We start from the raw sequence: 16,602 nt of genomic DNA on the forward strand, positions 1-16,602 counted from the left end.
TTTAGCGCTTATTCTCATAACGGTTGCGGATCCACACAGCGATCGAATTCATTAGAATCAAAATAACCAGCAAGACGATAATCCCGGCAGCTGCAAGGAAGTGAAACTCCTCCTGCGGTCTGCTCGTCCAGTTATAAATCTGCATAGGCAAAGCCGTAAACTGGTCAAACACATTTTTGGGTAGAAACGCAACAAATGCGGGAATGCCGATAACAACTAACGGAGCCGTTTCTCCAATCGCGCGAGAGAAAGCAAGGATACTTCCGGTTAGAATACCTGCGATAGCAGAAGGCAAGACCACTCGCAAAATCGTTTGCCACTTCGTAGCCCCAAGTCCGTAGGATGCTTCTCTTAATTCTTTTGGCACTGCCCGGATCGCTTCCTGAGAAGCAACGATGATAACAGGAAGAATGAGCAAGCTCATTGTTAAGCCTGCTGCCAGGACACTGTTTCCAAAAAAGAGAATTCGCACAAAGATCGTTAATCCCAATAAACCAAAAACAACAGAAGGCACGCCAGCCAAATTGGAAATATTCATTTGAATAAAACGGGTTAATCGATTTTTACTCGCATATTCCTCCAAATAAATAGCTGTACCAACACCAAGCAACAAAGAAACAGGCACAACGACGGCCATCATCCACACTGTGCCAATTAAAGCAGCTTTTATGCCTGCCTGCTCAGGTCGTCTGGAAGCAAAGTTTTGCAAGAAGTCCCATGAAAGGTGGGAAGCCCCCTGCGAAAAAATTTGTGCAAGCAGCACAATTAATAGAATGAAAGTAAAAAAGGCAGCAAAGAAAAACAAGCCTTTATATAATTTATTCTTTAAGAGACGAATCGGAATTTTTTCAACCATCTCATCTGTGCGTATATTTTTTTGTACATTCTCCATTAATATTCCTCCCTGAACCTTCTGGAAATTCTCTGTGCCAGCATGTTCATAGCGAGTGTAAAAAGAAACAGCGTAAAGCCGACTGCATAAATGCTGTAATAAATAGTTGTGCCAAATCCGGCGTCACCCGTGCTGACTTGAACAATGTAAGAGGTCATGGTTTGTAGCGAAGTCGTCAAATCCAGTGAAGCCGTTGGTGTCGAACCTCCTGCAATAGAAACGATCATCGTCTCACCAATGGCACGGGAGACAGCCAGTACAATGGATGCGATAATTCCTGATAATGCTGCGGGAAAAGCAACCCGCCAAGTCATTTCCCACTTGGTCGCTCCGAGTGCTAAAGCCCCTTGGCGCACTGATTCGGGGACGGAGGAAAGGGCATCTTCTGAAAGCGATACAATCATCGGAATAATCATCATACCAACTACCATCCCTGGGCTGACGGCATTGAACATTTCCAATGAAGGAAACATAGATCGCAGCAATGGAGTAACAAATGTTAATGCAAAGAACCCGTAGACAATTGTCGGTACTCCTGCCAGCACCTCTAATGTCGGCTTCATTACCTTTCTAACTCTTTCTGACGCATATTCACTTAAATAAATAGCAACAGCAAGACCGATGGGAACAGCTGTTAAGGAAGCAATTAAAGTAATTTTCAATGTACCTATAAATAAAGGCAGAATTCCGTATGTTGCATCAGTCTTAGAGAATGGATACCATTCTTTTGCTGTTAAAAACTCAGCTAATGGTATTTGCTTAAAAAAGGTAAACGTTTCAACAATTAAGGTCAGGACAATTCCGATTGTGGTGACAACAGAGACAGCCGCCATTAAAAAGAGAAGAACTGGAATCACTTTTTCGCTCTTGCTCAGAAAGCCATTTTGATATTTTTTCTCAAGCAGGCTCTGGACTGGGCTCTTTCGTTCGTTATTCGCTTTCAAGATGAAAACTCCTTTCAACCTTGCACAAGCGGGTAGAGCTTCTCTATCCCGCTTGTGCTTTCAACTGTTCTCGGATTATTTTTTTAAACCTTCTAGTGTTTCTAAGCCTTTTTTATACTCTTCTTCTGGAAGCTTGACATAGCCAACTTCTTCCGATAATGTGCCTGCATTCTCAATCGTGAACTTCAAATAATCATAAACTGCTTTATCTTCTGCAACTGCCTTGTTAGCAGCATATGTGAATAATGGTCTGGATAATGGAGCATATTCGCCGCTTTCAATTGTTTCGTTTGTCGGCTCCACTGCACCTTTTCCAGCGTCAATCGGAACAACTTTCAACTTGTCTTTGTTTTCTAAGTAGTAAGCATATCCAAAATACCCAATCCCGCTCTTCTCTCCTGTTACTCCTTGTACAAGCACATTGTCGTCTTCAGACAATACCGCTGATTTGTCGATCTGCGCACCATCGAGAATCACTTCATCAAAGTAATCATACGTACCAGAGTCTGTACCCGGAGAGTAAAGTTTGATTTCTTCATCTGGCCATCCTTTGCGAATATCAGACCATTTTTTTGGTTTGCCGTTATCAACCCAAATCTTTTGTAATTCCTCGATTGTCAGGTTGTCCACCCAATCATTATCTTTATTTACAACGACGGAAAGACCGTCATAAGCCAATTTAAATTCTGTAAAGTCTATTCCTTTCTCCTCTAATGCTGCCTTTTCTTCATCTTTAATCGGACGAGATGCGTTGCTCATTTGTGTTTCACCAGCAATCAACTTTTCAAACCCGCCGCCTGTACCCGAGTAACCAACAGTTACTTTTACGTCTGGCTGTTCCATCATATATTCTTCAGAAACAGCTTCCATGATTGGGAAAACAGTAGAGGAGCCGTCAATTTGTATGTTTCCTTGCATTTGTTTATTTTCTTCTGCTGATTGTTCAGCATTTCCCTCACCGCCTGTGCTGTTGCATGCTCCCAGCACGAGCGCTGTGCTCATCATTGCTAAACCTGTCAACACTTTTATCTTTTTCATTCCGTTCTCCCCCTACCAACTTGTAAGTTTTTGTTGTTCTTTACAGTAATCAGATTATCTGAAAACTGTTAAACGGGTTTTAATAGAATGTTAACGTTTTGTAAATCGTCATTATTCAACAATAAAGATACAAATGATGAATACAAAAATAGCTTAATAACAAGTCGTTTACACCATGGGTACTTACTTTTCTCCAAATAAAAAACACCTCCAGCTGCCAGATCTGTCTGACAATTGGAGGTGCCTTTTGTAGATATAACAGGATTTTATTCTTCTTCCACTTCGCCATCTTCTTCATCTTTTGAGCGAACGTCCTTTTCAACAACGACAGCGGACGTTTCTTCTTTTGCTTTTTGCTCTTTTAATTCAAAATATTTATCAAGCACTTTTCGGCCAATAATATAATTGATTGATGATGAGCTGCCACCGCTTTGATAAGCCCATGGCACAACAACGGCAAAAGCCACTTCTGGCTTATCATAAGGTGCATAACCTACAAGGTTGATATTCCAGGTCATCGGCAACGGCTGTCCATTTTCTAAATATTGCTCTCGCTTCGGACCATCATATTGTCCTTCTGCCGTTCCTGATTTGCCAGCCGGACTATATGGAGCACTAGAGAAATACTTTTTACCTGTTCCTTGTGAACCACTCATTACCATTCGAAAACCTTCTTGCACATGCTTAATTTCACTTGAACTTGCATCTAGGCGATTAAGTACTTCCGGCTGGATCTCTTCTGTAACCGGACCAATCTTGCCTGTTTCTGCTGTTGGCTGACGAATTTCTTTCACAATATGCGGCTTCATGCGATAACCACCATTCGCAATGGTAGAAACATACTGGGCGAGTTGCAATGGTGTATACGTATCAAATTGACCAATTGCATAGTCAAGGGCCAGACCAGGCTGCGTTATCTCTCCCTGAAAACCAATTTGTTCATTTGGTAAATCGATGCCGGTGCGCACCCCAAGGCCAAACTGGCTGAAATAACGGCGCATTGTCGGTACAGTATCCGGGTCAATTCTTAACGGACCATTCGGACGATATTTCGCACCGCCAATTTTCATGGCCGTCTTAAACATATACACATTGGAAGAGCGCATCAACGCATATTGATCACTAATCCCCATAGCGCCACCCCGGTTAAACCAGGAACTTTTTGTCTTGCCTCCTGATCCTGCAAATCGTAAAGGCTCGTCAACAATATATTCTCCCGGATGAATAGCCCCAGTCATATATCCCGTTAGAACGGTTGCTCCTTTAACGACAGAGCCCATCGTATAAGAAGTGGTAAGGTTTCCTAGTGCAAAATCAAGCATTTCTGCTTTTCCTTTATTCACTTCATACTTTTTTCCGGAAAGAGCTAATATTTCCCCAGTGTTCGGATCCATTACTGTAACAAAAACCCTATCCAGAAGCGGATGGCCTCCCTGTCTCTTCGCCTTTCCTAATTCTTCTTCGATGATTTTATCTACAGCAACTTGCAAGTCCATATCAATGGTTAAGATTAAATCGTTCCCGCGCTGTCCTTTCCGAACGATCTCAGAATCAAGAATGTTCCCAGATTTGTCTGTTACATTTTTTACTTTAGTCTTCTGGCCCCGAAGTACTTCTTCATATTGATACTCAATATAACTTTTACCCACGCGATCATTTCGGCTATAATCCCTGGAAAGATAAAAATCGACCATCTCTCTTGGCAGACCTTCACGGGAAGAAGAAATATTTCCAAGTACTGTTTTGAGCGTCTCATCATAAGAGTATGCTCGGTCCCAGTCAGTTGTTGTATTCACTCCTGGAAGAGATGCCAAGTTCTCACTAACGATTGCATACTCCTCTTCCGTTACATTTTTATTTTTAACAACTTGTGGAGTCATCGCATAACCAGAAGTAAACTCACGATAAATGGCAAGCACTTCTAAATCTTCGTTTGTTAATGTCTTTAAATCTTTATCCGTAATCCGGTCAAGTTGCATTTGATAAAGTTTTTTTGATGAAATTTCGTTTTGGTTGGCCTTTTCCCACTCTTTTTTGGTAATTTTCTTCTTTGCCTTTTCCTCATTTTTGATAAGCCAGTAATCTTTTTTATCCCGTTCAGTCACTTGATCCGTCTCTTTGTCAATCAGCTTCGCGAGTTTTTTTGCTGTTTTCAGCATTTCCTCTTGTGAAGCCCCTTTTTTACGCGTATAGGTGATGGCATTTTGCGGAACATTATCCACCACAATCTGGCCATTGCGATCAAAGATTTTCCCACGCGGTACACTTGCATTTACTGTCACGTCTTCTGTTCGCTCAATTTTCCGCTGATAATCTTCCCCCTGGACAATTTGCACAATCCCCAGTCTGAAAATTAAGATCGAAAAAAGCAAAAAGACAACAAAAAACATCATGTTCATCCGAAAAGGAACATGTGTCTTCTTCTTTCTCTTTGTTTTTTTCACCATTACATTATCCTCTCTCTTAAAAATCTATTATTCTCTTTTTCCATTTTAAACAACTTCTTGTTTTTTTTCTACATCCAAGCCTAAAAAGAGACTTGGGTTAATTAACCAAGTCTCTAACAGTCTGCATATTCACTTTTCTAATGCATAGATAAATCAAACTATGTCCGGCTCCGAGAATGACGAGCAACACCGGAATACTTTCTCTTTCATCAAACAGTGTGATGGCCACGATAAAAGACAAAATGGAAACAATGCGACCAACATTAATAAATACTTCCCTGACCACGATGTACTCTACCCTTCTTTCTGCGGCCTCTCTGCTTCGGCCTATTACGTCGTAGGTCATGGACAAGTAAGGTACAAGCAAAAATGGATAAGCGATAGCGATAATCGCCGCATAAATCAGCAGCCTAGTGAACGTTATATCCACTATAATGAGAAACAGCGACAGAAAAAGCACAATTCCGCCCGCAAAAATCACTTTTTTCCGATACTGTTTCTTTACTAATTTAACGGCCAGTGAATAACTGAAGAAGGAAACGCCAGAGTAAACTAATCCATACGTGCCAAGAGCGAGTTCACTTCCAGTTGTAACGAAAACAAAGACTGAAATAACGAAGACAAACACCCCTTCTCTCAATCCTTGAAAAAAGTGGGCATTCAGCACTCGTTTCCAATCCGGATGACGGTCTCTTTCTTTCCAAACTTCCAGCAGCTGAAAGCGGCCGCTTGAAGGGCGACGCTTTAATAGTAAACTCAATAAAACAGCGATAAAAAAACAGCCAAGAGAAGCGCCAAAGATAATGAAATACCCGGTATTAGAAGCAAAACGGCTGATGATAAAACCGGCTACTATCGGGCCAATCATTCCGCCCATTGAAAGTAAAGAACCGAAAAAGCCATTAAAAAAATCTCTCGTTTCCGGTTCTGTAATTTCAAATGTCAACACGTTGTAAGCAAGCCAGTAGAACCCATAACCGACACCGAGCAGCGCGCCAAGCAGTATGATCCAATCCGATGCTTGGTTGCCGATAAACAGCACGGCTACATAAAAGAAGCCGAGAAATAACACACCCATTCTTAATACAACGACACGGTCTACTTTTTTTGCACACTGGCCGGCAGCAATATAAGACAACAATTCAAAGATCACTGCCGTCAAATTATAAACAGCCAAATCGATAAACTGGCCAGACTGCCTCCATAAAAAAATATTTACAAACGTATTGGACAACGCCACACTCAGGGAATATAAGCCGCCAATAAGCAGCAGCAGTCCAAGATCCTTTGACAGCGCTAAGTGGCGGAATCTCTTTCGAATGATCGACAAGATGCATCCCCCTTTCCCTTTATAGCGTTTGGAGAAAAGGAGAAAGTTATTCAAAAAAAGCGAACCGAAAAAATCGGTTCGCTTCATAATTATTTCGCTTCTTTATAACGCTTAGCTACCTCATCCCAGTTAACAACATTCCAGAAAGCGTTGATGTAATCTGGACGACGGTTTTGGTAATTTAAGTAGTATGCATGCTCCCAAACGTCTAAACCAAGGATTGGAGTTTTCCCTTCCATGATTGGAGAATCTTGGTTTGGTGTGCTTGTTACTTCTAATTCGCCGTTGTTAACAACAAGCCATGCCCATCCAGAACCAAAGCGGCCTGCAGCTGCAGCAGCGAATTCTTCTTTAAACTTGTCAAGGCTGCCGAATTTGCTGCTAATGGCATCAGCTAATTCGCCAGTTGGCTCTCCGCCACCATTTGGAGATAGAAGTTGCCAGAATAAAGAGTGATTCGCATGGCCGCCGCCATTATTGCGTACTGCAGTGCGCACACTTTCTGGAACAGCATCTAAGTTAGCGATTACTTCTTCCACTGACTTGTTTGCTAATTCATCTTGTCCTTCAAGAGCTTTGTTTAAATTTGTAACATATGTGTTGTGGTGTTTCGTATGGTGGATATTCATTGTTTCCTTGTCAATATGAGGCTCCAATGCATCATATGCGTAAGGTAATTCAGGTAATTGAAATGCCATAATAAATTCCTCCCTATGTAATATTTGTTTCGCAGACTTCAACTATAAGATTAACAAAAGTGAAAGCGCTAATCAATAATAAAGCTTATCGGATTTAAAGAAAAAACAGTCGTGCTTTCTGTAACACCCTTTCAGAAAGACGACCGCTTATTATTATCATCAACTTTCTTTATACATCCCTAAGGCCAAGGATCGCCTCTGCAATATTAACGGCATGATCACCCATTCGTTCAAGATTGCTAATGATATCAACAAATACAATGCCAGCTTGTCCTGTGCAGAGCCCTTCATTCATGCGTAAAATATGCTGTTTGCGCAGCTTTCTTTCCATTTTATCAATTAACTCTTCTTTTTGAGTTACTTCTTTAGCCAAATTCAAGTCGTTTTCATCTAACGCTTTAATTGCCTTGTTGACAGCTGCAATTGTTAATAAGAACATTTCTTCTAAATCGGCCATTGCCTGATCGGTAATTTTTACTTTATTTGCCTGTTGGTAATCAATCAGCTCAATAATATTTTCACAATGGTCACCAATTCGCTCAATGTCACGTACGGCATCGATTAATGTATTATGCTTCTCCAACTCGGCTTCTGACAGTGAGGTACCTGACAAATGGATTAAATAATCTGTAATTTTTTTATCTAAATTATTTAAAGCATCCTCCACCTGGGTTGCCATATCAGCGTGCTTTTGATTTTTTGTTTTTAAATACGTATGCACTTCTTCCATTCCTTTAACAGCAAACTGCCCCATGCGGATGACTTCCTCCTTTGCCTGGCCTAGCGCAATGGAAGGAGATTGCTCGATAAAGATAGGATCAAGGTGCTTCGCTTTATATTCAATGACTGTATCTTCACCTGGTATAAGCTTTGTCACAATTATTGCAAGTACACCAACGAAAGGAAGCTGAATTAACGTATTTGTCACGTTAAATGTACCATGAGCAAAGGCGATCACCATCTTCGGCTCTAAATTCAAGGTACTTGTTAAATAAAGGATAAACTGTGTAAATAAAGGAAGAATAATTAAAAAGATGATCGTTCCAATAATATTAAATAATACGTGGGTAGCAGCCGCTCGTCTTGCCGCTACAGAAGCGCCAATTGAAGCTAAGACGGCTGTGATCGTCGTACCAATATTGTCTCCGAAAAGAACCGGTAAGGCTGCGTCCAAATCCAACAGATTCTCTGCAAACAACCCCTGTAAGATTCCAATAGTAGCACTTGAACTTTGAACGATAACGGTAAATATGGTTCCGACTACTACACCTAAGATAGGACTCGAACTCATGTTAACGGTCAAATCATGGAACGTATCTAACGAACGCAGTGGTTTCATTCCATCACTCATTAGCTCCAAGCCAAAAAATAATGAACCGAATCCGAAAAGAATCATTCCTATGTTGTGCAGCTTTTTACTTTTGAAGAAGAAGATAAATACAGCCCCAAGCGCTAAAATAGGCAGGGAATAGGCCCCGACGTCAATACCAATAATAAAGGCGGTTACTGTCGTGCCAATATTAGCTCCCATGATCACTCCGATTGCCTGCCTTAGCGTCATAAAACCAGCACTCACCAATCCGACCGTGATCACGGTAGTCGCAGAACTGCTCTGGATTAAGACCGTAACAAGAATTCCTGCCAAAACTCCCATGAGCGGATTGGTTGTAAACCGGTCAAGAATGTCGCGCAAACGATCTCCTGCTGACTGCTGTAGTCCATCCCCCATTAACTTTATCCCATATAAAAATATACCGAGTCCCCCCAGAAACTGGAATATCATTTCTTGGACGTTAATCCCCATCTTTTCAACTCCTAATTAGATGAATTCGACAAAACTTGCAATCCTCTACAATTATTAATAAATCGCAAGGAAGAAGTAAATGACCTATACGAAAAATTTACAATTGATTAACATTAGAGGTGTTATGTTACATTTCTGTTACAAAAAAAGCCGAGCTATTAAAGCTAGGCTTGAAAATTAGAAAGAAATCAGAATAGAATAACGAGAAGGAGGATTCTTACTATGAATATTTTTCAACAGTTGTGGAAAAGTCTATACTCTCCCAAAACGATTTCTTTTTTTCGCTTTCAGGGAATAGGCAAAACCATTTCTTACATTTTCCTATTAATGCTTATCTCTTCTTTGCCATTTTTTATTCAATTCAGCCTGCTGGCAACGAGCGGTCTTTCTTCTTTTCGAGAAGTCATTCAACAAGAGGTTTCGTCATTCACCATTGAACACGGCCATCTTACATCCCCTTCTCCTGAAACGAAGTGGATAAAGAAAGGAACGACTGACATTATTATTGATTCAACAGGCACCGTTGCCGCGAACGATTTAGCAGAAAAGGATCAGGCTATCGGGCTTTTAAAAGAAGAACTGGTTTTATCTGTAGGTGGCCAACTGCAAACAGTTTCCTACGACATTCCGGGTATAACAGCCATAGACAAGGAAGAAGTCATCCAATATGCTCATTCTCTGCAAGCATATTCGGCTATTTTCTTACCGGTTCTCTTTATTCTCTACTATCTGTTCACCTCTTGCCTTGGTTTTATAAAGGCATCTATTTTTGCGGCCTTCGGTATGCTTTTCAAGCAATTAACGGGGAGAAAATTATTTTACCGGCAAAGCTGGCGCTTGGCCGCTTATGCAATGACACCTGCTATTATAGTTTTTACTCTCCTGCGTTTGGCAGGCATTATACTTTCTTTTAGCTTTCTTATCGATTGGTTGATCACTGCCATTATGCTCTTTCTTGCTGTTTCTTCCATCCCGCTGCCCAAATCGAAAAAACAGCCCGTGGCAAAATAATTCATCTCCGCCTCTTTTTTTGTTCTATTTCCTTTGGACAAGCATATATTGGTAAAAAGAGGTGGAAAGATGAGAAATTTTTTGCTATTTATCGCTTTTATGATCATCACAGCTGGCATTTGGAATGATTTCACAAACGGCTCGCTGCCCCATATAGAAGAAAAGCCAAAAAAAGAAGCAAACGCAGAAAGCAACTATTTGCCGGCCTTACCTTATGAAGAAAGAGAGGTAAAAACCGGTGACACGGTTCTGTCTATTCTAGCGTCCCTTCATAACGGCAAGCTTCCCGCGGATATTGAAACTGCAATCGCAGATTTTCAAGAGCTAAACCAGGGCGTTTCTCCTGATAACATCCGCATAGGTGAACATTATAAATTTCCACTGTATCAAAAAGGAACATAAGCTGAACAATTAAAAGGAATTGACGCCTTTCATTCCTCTCCGTACCGGACCAGCCAAAACAATCGAACGCCTGAAAGCAGAGCTTATAACTATTCGATAAGAGGAAAGTCTTTTTCCATTGTCATTTTCTTGTCAGATCTGCCCGATTACTGGTACAATTGATGATTGAAGCAGCTTTTTATCAGAATGAAAAGGGGCGAATCACCATTGAGTGAAATTATCCACCGTTCAAATACACGCCCGGTGAAAGTCGGAAACTTAACCATCGGCGGAAGCAATGAACTATTTATTCAAAGTATGACAACTACTAAAACTCATGACGTAGAGGCGACGGTCCAACAGATTCATCGCCTTGAAGAAGCAGGATGCCAAATTGTTCGTGTTGCTTGTCCTGATGAGCGTGCGGCAAATGCCATTGCAGATATAAAAAAGCAAATTAATATTCCATTAGTAGTTGATATACATTTCGACTATAAGCTCGCCTTGAAAGCCATTGAAGGCGGAGCAGACAAAATACGGATTAATCCTGGTAATATCGGCCGCCGTGAAAAAGTAGAAGCTGTAGTTAATGCAGCTAAAGCAAAAGGCATTCCAATTCGCATCGGCGTAAATGCCGGAAGTTTGGAGCGCCGCATCCTAGAAAAATATGGTTATCCAACAGCGGATGGCATGGTAGAAAGTGCTCTGCATCACATTAAAATTCTGGAAGATCTTGATTTTCATGATATCATCGTCTCCATGAAAGCTTCAGATGTTAATTTAGCTATCGAAGCGTATGAGAAAGCTGCCAGAGCATTTGATTATCCGCTTCACCTCGGTATTACAGAGTCTGGTACTTTGTTTGCAGGAACAGTAAAAAGCGCTGCCGGCCTTGGAGCTATTTTAAGCAAAGGCATTGGCAATACACTTCGCATTTCTTTGAGCGCTGATCCTGTCGAGGAAATAAAAGTGGCGAGAGAACTACTGAAATCTTTTGGCCTTTCTTCCAATGCTGCTACTTTAATCTCCTGTCCAACTTGTGGTCGGATCGAGATTGACCTGATTAGCATCGCTAATGAAGTGGAAGAATATATCCAAAAAATCAAAGCTCCAATTAAAGTAGCCGTGCTTGGCTGTGCCGTTAACGGACCAGGAGAAGCACGTGAAGCCGATATCGGTATCGCTGGTGCCCGTGGAGAAGGATTATTGTTCCGAAAAGGCCAGATCGTTCGTAAAGTGCCGGAAGAAACGATGGTAGAGGAACTAAAGAAAGAAATTGACAAAATTGCTGAGGAATATTATCAGAAGCAAGCAGCTGAAGCGCAAAATATTTAAAAGCCTGGCATTTGCCAGGCTTTTTGTTATCTAAAAAAAGGGTAAAACAAACAGGCCCATAATTACTGCAGCGGCTCCTATGCCAATTGCCCAGGCACCAAGGGTCTGCTCTCCCCTGCTTCTTGCGAAAAAGCCAAGAGCAATACCAACAATACCAAATAGAACAGGCATGATAAATAACGCGAGAACAGAAACGATTAAACCAGCATATCCAATTCCGCGCCCGCCAGTCGTTCTATTCACCTGACCCTCACGATTATTGTCTACCTGATTTTCTTGACGCACAGGAACAGGCTCAGCCAATTCAGCACCTGTTTCCTCTCTATACAGTCCAGTTTCTTTGTACATTCCTGTTTCGCCTGTTGGCATCGGATCTTTGTCGAACTTGTTGTCCATTGTTACTCATCCCCTCACTGTTATCATTTAAGGAGCTTTTATAGTATTGGCTTTTACTTTAAAATTATTCAGTCAGGCCTTGTCTTTCATAACAATCTGCGCCAAAATATGATACACTTTGATAAAGATTTCCCAATGTAAGGAGTAAAGAATATGAAAGAAAAGCGTTTTGGCATTGACATTGATGGAACCGTTACATGCCCAACCAGTTTAATTCCATTCATCAATAAAGATTTTTCTTTAAATATTACACTTGATGATATAAAAAAATACGATTTATCTGAAGCACTAGGCATCCCGGCGGAACGCTTCAGTAATTGGTTTAACAAAAGAGAGCCGATCATTTACTCGAACTCTCCTCTTGCAGAAGGAGCTAAAGAGGTTCTGGTAAAATGGAAAGAAGAATTTCAGCTCTTTTTCATTAGCGCCCGCAGAAGTCACTTGATGGATGTAACCGAACAGTGGTTTAAAAAGCAAGATATCTTATATGATCACATTGAGCTGATTGGCTCTCATGACAAAATTAAAGCAGCGAAGCAGTATAAAGTTGATATCTTTTTTGAAGATAAACACGACAATGCCGTCAGCATTCATGAAGAGCTACGTATTCCCGTCCTGTTGTTTAACACACCTTATAACCAAGATCCCGTTCCAGAAGGTGTTATTCGAGTGAATAATTGGGTACAGGCAGAACAATGGGTAAATGAATGGATTCACTCGGAGAAAGCCATTCGATAAATGAAGGATAACTAAAAAAGATGCAGCAAAAGTCAGCTTTGACCTTTGCTGCATCTTTTTTATAAAGACAAACGAATACAGAACACCAATTGGCTGTTCATTGGGCGGCTGGCAAACACGCCGGACATGTGCCATACACCTCAAATTTATGGCCTGAAACTTCATAGCCCGGCAGCCCATGAATGTGATCCATCGGGCATAAATGTATTTCCCGGGTCTTCCCGCAGGCTAAACAAATGAAATGATGGTGATGCTCTTGATGTGAGCAAGTAAAACGATAATGCCGTTCACCGGATAATTCCGTTTCCTCTAGAATCCCCATTTCCACGAACAGCGCCAAATTTCGGTAAATCGTATCGAAACTGAGGCCAGGATGACTGTCCTTCATTTCTTCGAGCACTTCTTTTGCTGTTAAATATTTATCTTTTCGTGCAAACAATTCTAGCATGTCTTCGCGCTTGCCTGTCTGTTTATAGCCCTTCTCTTTCAAAAGCTCGACCGCTTCAGTTAAATTCATCTTTTTCATCCCGCCTTTATGAATTTTTTAGCTGAAATGACAATCAGTAAAATGAGAATAGATGCCACTACAATCGTTCCACCGGGAGCGAGATCCAAATAAAAGGCACTGATCAGTCCGGTGATCACGGCGATCTCACCAAACAGAACAGAATAAACGATAGTCTGTTTGAACCCTCTTGCCATCCGTATAGCAGCTGCCACAGGCAAAGTCATAAGTGCAGACACAAGTAGCACACCTACAATACGCATAGACGCCGCTATCACGAGAGCAACAAGAATGATAAACACAAAATGAATGGATTTCGCTGGGATACCGGAAGCTTTCGCATGCTCCTCATCAAATGATAATAAAAATAGTTCTTTATACAATAAGTATACAGTTGCGATAACGATGATACTGATCAGACAGATCAGCCACAAATCCTCACGGCTGACAGCACTGACGCTTCCGAATAAGTAACTAAACAAATCTGTGTTAAATCCATCTGCCAATGAGATAAAGATAACGCCTATGCCTATTCCCCCGGATAAAATAATTGGAATGGCCAACTCTTGATAATGTTTATAGACGGTTCTGAGCCGTTCAATGAACAAGGAACCAATCACAGAAAACACCATGCCGGAATACATTGGATTTAACCAAGCAAGAAAAGTAAACGTCTGGCCAAAATAGAGTCCGGCAGCAATACCGGCCAGTGTTACATGACTGAGCGCATCAGCGATCAGCGACAGCCTTCTCACAACGATAAAAGCACCAAGCAACGGTGCGATCACACCGATAATCATACCTGTTAAAAAGGCATTTTGAAGAAATTCATATTGACTGATCGCTTCAATCATACATCTGCCTCCTGATGATCATGATGGTGATCAAGCAAATGAATTCCATGACCATATAAATCCGATAGGTCCTCTTCGTCAAGCGTTTCAAACTGCTTCATGCTGCCGTGAAAGTGCAGATACTTATTTAAGCAGGCTACATGCGTCACTTTATCACTAATAATGCCAATATCGTGCGTTACCAATAAAAGGGTAATGCCCATTTTCTTATTTAAATAAGAAAGCATTTCATAAAATGATTCGACATTTTTACTGTCCACACCAACAGTCGGCTCGTCGAGAATAAGAATGTCCGGCTTGGACACAATGGCTCTGGCAATAAATACGCGCTGCTGCTGCCCCCCAGAAAGCTCTCCAATGTTCCGTGTAAGAAACTGCTCCATTCCTACCGCTGCTACTGCTGCTTTAATTGCTTGCTTTTCTTTGCTGCCAGGCAAACGAAAAAGCCCCAGTTTTTTTGTTAACCCACTCGCTACTACTTCATAGACCGTGGCAGGGAAGCCGGTATTAAAGGAATTTGCCTTTTGTGAAACAAATCCAATACGGTCCCAGTTTTTAAAATTCTTCTGGGATGTGCCAAACAGAAAGATTTCCCCTTCTTTTACTCTTAACAAACCTAAAATAAGTTTGAGTAAAGTCGATTTTCCCGAGCCATTCGGACCTACTAAACCTAAAAAAGCCCCTTTAGGGACAGATAATTGAATGTTTTCTAACACATTATCCCGGTCATAACGGTAGGACACGTTTTTGATTTCAATGACAGGTGATTGATTCATTGAAGTGTCTCCTTTATAAGAATGATTACGATTTGTAAACAAAATGAAGTATACACTATCTGCTGAAAAAAGTAAATCGGAACTGCTCAAGAACAGTTCCGAATGCTCCTAGTGAATAGCCGTCTTAAAGTGGCCTCCTCTCGTTTCATGTGTATTCATCACTGTGAGAAAAGCATCTGGATCAACATCGTTAATAATACTTTTTAACTTGGTCACTTCCAGCCGTGTAACCACTACATAGAGAACTTCTTTATCCGAATCAGTAGACCCGCCTTTCCCCTTTAATTTTGTTGTTCCCCGTCCAAGACGATGAAGGATCACATCAGCCATTTCTTCGTAAAAATCCGAAATGATAATGCAAGCTTTCGTTTCTTCGAGACCCTGAATGACTGTGTCAATGGCTTTAAAAGCAATATAGTATGTCATCACTGAGTACATGGCATTCTCTGCACCTAGCACAAAAGCGGCCCATCCAAAGATAAATACATTAATAAACATCACAAATTCGCCAACTGAAAAAGGCAGCCTTTTCATCATCAAAATACCAAGTATTTCTGTCCCATCAAGCGTTCCTCCATGACGGATAACGAGTCCTACCCCTAATCCAAGAAGCAGGCCGCCAAACACTGCTGCTAAGACGGGCTGATCAGTAAATGGGCCTATTTGTTGAAAGCTATGTTCTAATACGGCAAGACATACGATGCCAAAGAGAGAAGAAAACATAAATGTTTTCCCAATTTGCTTATAACCAAAATATAAAAAAGGGATATTTAATAAAACGACGAATGTAGAGAAATTCAGCAGGGGGTGCTTAAACAAATAACTTAAAATTAGTGAGATGCCAATAATGCCACCGTCAATAATATTGTTGGGAACAAGAAACAATTCAATAGATGCTGCTGCAAAGGCTGCCCCGACAAGAATCATCACAAGCCGATAGAAAACATGAGATTTTTTTTCCTTTTTATGCTGCTTAGGCATAACATCATTCCTTTTATTGTAAAGTATTCCTTTGGAACAACGGTATTCTTGAATCACCTTCTTTTCTTTCTTTCATACATTAAACATAGAAGAAAAGGAGTGACTGCCAATGAAATTTTTACAGCACTTAATTAACCAAAAAGCTCAAACGATGACAGGGGATGAACTGTTAAAGTATGCGAAAGGACTTGATATCCCATTGAGAAGAGAAGAGGCTGAAAAAATCGCACGCCGCTTGCAAAGCCAGAAAGTCGATTTATTTAATGAATATGAGAGGGCAAATCTGTTGAGGGAAATCGCCGCCATTACCAATGAACAAACTGCCAAAAAACTAAACAAACTACTCACAACTTTTTTACAATAACAAAGATACAGGGCTTTCGATTCTTAACAATGTCCAAGTCAACATGCGCTTATTTATTCCAGATAAGCAGTTGTCTTTTCCTGCTGAAAGTGTGCTCTCTAATTTTCA

The 16,602-nt window shown here is 41.0% G+C and carries 17 protein-coding genes; 5 read left to right on the forward strand and 12 right to left on the reverse strand.

Features of this window, described 5'->3' with window-relative positions; genetic code table 11:
* Position 1: 1 nt before the first annotated feature.
* From pstA to ACH0BF_RS14485, 7 genes are all read right to left on the reverse strand, one after another.
* Positions 2-892, reverse strand: a complete 891-nt coding sequence (gene pstA, locus ACH0BF_RS14455) for a phosphate ABC transporter permease PstA (protein WP_340853302.1) — start codon at positions 890-892, stop codon at positions 2-4.
* On the reverse strand, positions 892-1,836 hold the full coding sequence (gene pstC, locus ACH0BF_RS14460) for a phosphate ABC transporter permease subunit PstC (protein ID WP_120033018.1): 945 nt from the start codon (positions 1,834-1,836) through the stop codon (positions 892-894). Before pstC ends, pstA begins: the two co-directional genes overlap by 1 nt.
* A 75-nt stretch (positions 1,837-1,911) precedes the next feature.
* Positions 1,912-2,874 carry a PstS family phosphate ABC transporter substrate-binding protein gene (locus tag ACH0BF_RS14465; RefSeq protein ID WP_120033021.1) on the reverse strand — a complete coding sequence of 321 codons (963 nt, stop codon included), beginning with the start codon at positions 2,872-2,874 and terminating at the stop codon, positions 1,912-1,914.
* Positions 2,875-3,140: 266 nt separating this feature from the next.
* A complete protein-coding gene (locus tag ACH0BF_RS14470) occupies positions 3,141-5,321 on the reverse strand; it encodes a peptidoglycan D,D-transpeptidase FtsI family protein (protein WP_120033025.1) in 2,181 nt (726 codons plus the stop codon).
* 97 nt (positions 5,322-5,418) lie between these two features.
* Positions 5,419-6,651: an MFS transporter gene (locus ACH0BF_RS14475; RefSeq protein WP_406909551.1), complete on the reverse strand. Its 1,233-nt coding sequence runs from the start codon at positions 6,649-6,651 to the stop codon at positions 5,419-5,421.
* An 89-nt stretch (positions 6,652-6,740) separates the two neighbouring features.
* Positions 6,741-7,349, reverse strand: coding sequence for a superoxide dismutase SodA (gene sodA, locus ACH0BF_RS14480; RefSeq protein WP_120033031.1), 609 nt, complete (start codon positions 7,347-7,349; stop codon positions 6,741-6,743).
* 169 nt (positions 7,350-7,518) lie between these two features.
* Complete coding sequence (locus tag ACH0BF_RS14485) at positions 7,519-9,153, reverse strand: Na/Pi cotransporter family protein (RefSeq protein WP_340853295.1); 1,635 nt, start codon at positions 9,151-9,153, stop codon at positions 7,519-7,521.
* A 222-nt stretch (positions 9,154-9,375) separates the two neighbouring features.
* On the opposite strand from ACH0BF_RS14485, the gene ACH0BF_RS14490 reads away from it, so the two are divergent.
* From ACH0BF_RS14490 to ispG, 3 genes are all read left to right on the forward strand, one after another.
* Positions 9,376-10,164, forward strand: a complete 789-nt coding sequence (locus ACH0BF_RS14490; RefSeq protein ID WP_406909552.1) for a DUF1189 domain-containing protein — start codon at positions 9,376-9,378, stop codon at positions 10,162-10,164.
* A gap of 69 nt (positions 10,165-10,233) precedes the next feature.
* Positions 10,234-10,566 (forward strand): LysM peptidoglycan-binding domain-containing protein, encoded by a 333-nt coding sequence (locus ACH0BF_RS14495; RefSeq protein ID WP_120033037.1) that lies wholly within the window; start codon positions 10,234-10,236, stop codon positions 10,564-10,566.
* A 216-nt stretch (positions 10,567-10,782) separates the two neighbouring features.
* On the forward strand, positions 10,783-11,880 hold the full coding sequence (gene ispG, locus ACH0BF_RS14500; RefSeq protein WP_259455787.1) for a flavodoxin-dependent (E)-4-hydroxy-3-methylbut-2-enyl-diphosphate synthase: 1,098 nt from the start codon (positions 10,783-10,785) through the stop codon (positions 11,878-11,880).
* A gap of 30 nt (positions 11,881-11,910) precedes the next feature.
* Here ispG and ACH0BF_RS14505 read toward each other — a convergent pair whose 3' ends face one another.
* On the reverse strand, positions 11,911-12,276 hold the full coding sequence (locus tag ACH0BF_RS14505) for a hypothetical protein (RefSeq protein WP_120033043.1): 366 nt from the start codon (positions 12,274-12,276) through the stop codon (positions 11,911-11,913).
* Between the two features lie 153 nt (positions 12,277-12,429).
* Here ACH0BF_RS14505 and ACH0BF_RS14510 point away from each other — a divergent pair, with 153 nt between their 5' ends.
* Positions 12,430-13,014: a hypothetical protein gene (locus tag ACH0BF_RS14510; protein WP_120033046.1), complete on the forward strand. Its 585-nt coding sequence runs from the start codon at positions 12,430-12,432 to the stop codon at positions 13,012-13,014.
* Positions 13,015-13,111: 97 nt separating this feature from the next.
* Here the strand turns inward: ACH0BF_RS14510 and ACH0BF_RS14515 are convergent, their stop codons facing one another.
* The 4 genes from ACH0BF_RS14515 to ACH0BF_RS14530 all read right to left on the reverse strand — a co-directional run bounded on the left by ACH0BF_RS14515 (position 13,112) and on the right by ACH0BF_RS14530 (position 16,130).
* Positions 13,112-13,531, reverse strand: a complete 420-nt coding sequence (locus tag ACH0BF_RS14515; RefSeq protein ID WP_120037825.1) for a Fur family transcriptional regulator — start codon at positions 13,529-13,531, stop codon at positions 13,112-13,114.
* 5 nt (positions 13,532-13,536) lie between these two features.
* Positions 13,537-14,373: a metal ABC transporter permease gene (locus ACH0BF_RS14520; RefSeq protein ID WP_340853284.1), complete on the reverse strand. Its 837-nt coding sequence runs from the start codon at positions 14,371-14,373 to the stop codon at positions 13,537-13,539.
* Complete coding sequence (locus ACH0BF_RS14525; RefSeq protein ID WP_120033049.1) at positions 14,370-15,149, reverse strand: metal ABC transporter ATP-binding protein; 780 nt, start codon at positions 15,147-15,149, stop codon at positions 14,370-14,372. Before ACH0BF_RS14525 ends, ACH0BF_RS14520 begins: the two co-directional genes overlap by 4 nt.
* 108 nt (positions 15,150-15,257) lie before the next feature.
* Positions 15,258-16,130 carry a YitT family protein gene (locus ACH0BF_RS14530; protein WP_340853282.1) on the reverse strand — a complete coding sequence of 291 codons (873 nt, stop codon included), beginning with the start codon at positions 16,128-16,130 and terminating at the stop codon, positions 15,258-15,260.
* Between the two features lie 109 nt (positions 16,131-16,239).
* Between ACH0BF_RS14530 and ACH0BF_RS14535 the strand changes: the two genes are divergently transcribed.
* Positions 16,240-16,494, forward strand: coding sequence for a DUF2624 family protein (locus ACH0BF_RS14535; RefSeq protein WP_120033055.1), 255 nt, complete (start codon positions 16,240-16,242; stop codon positions 16,492-16,494).
* Positions 16,495-16,602: the final 108 nt, after the last annotated feature.

The sequence above is a fragment of the Pseudobacillus sp. 179-B 2D1 NHS genome (assembly GCF_045370945.1).
Classification (GTDB): domain Bacteria; phylum Bacillota; class Bacilli; order Bacillales; family Domibacillaceae; genus Pseudobacillus.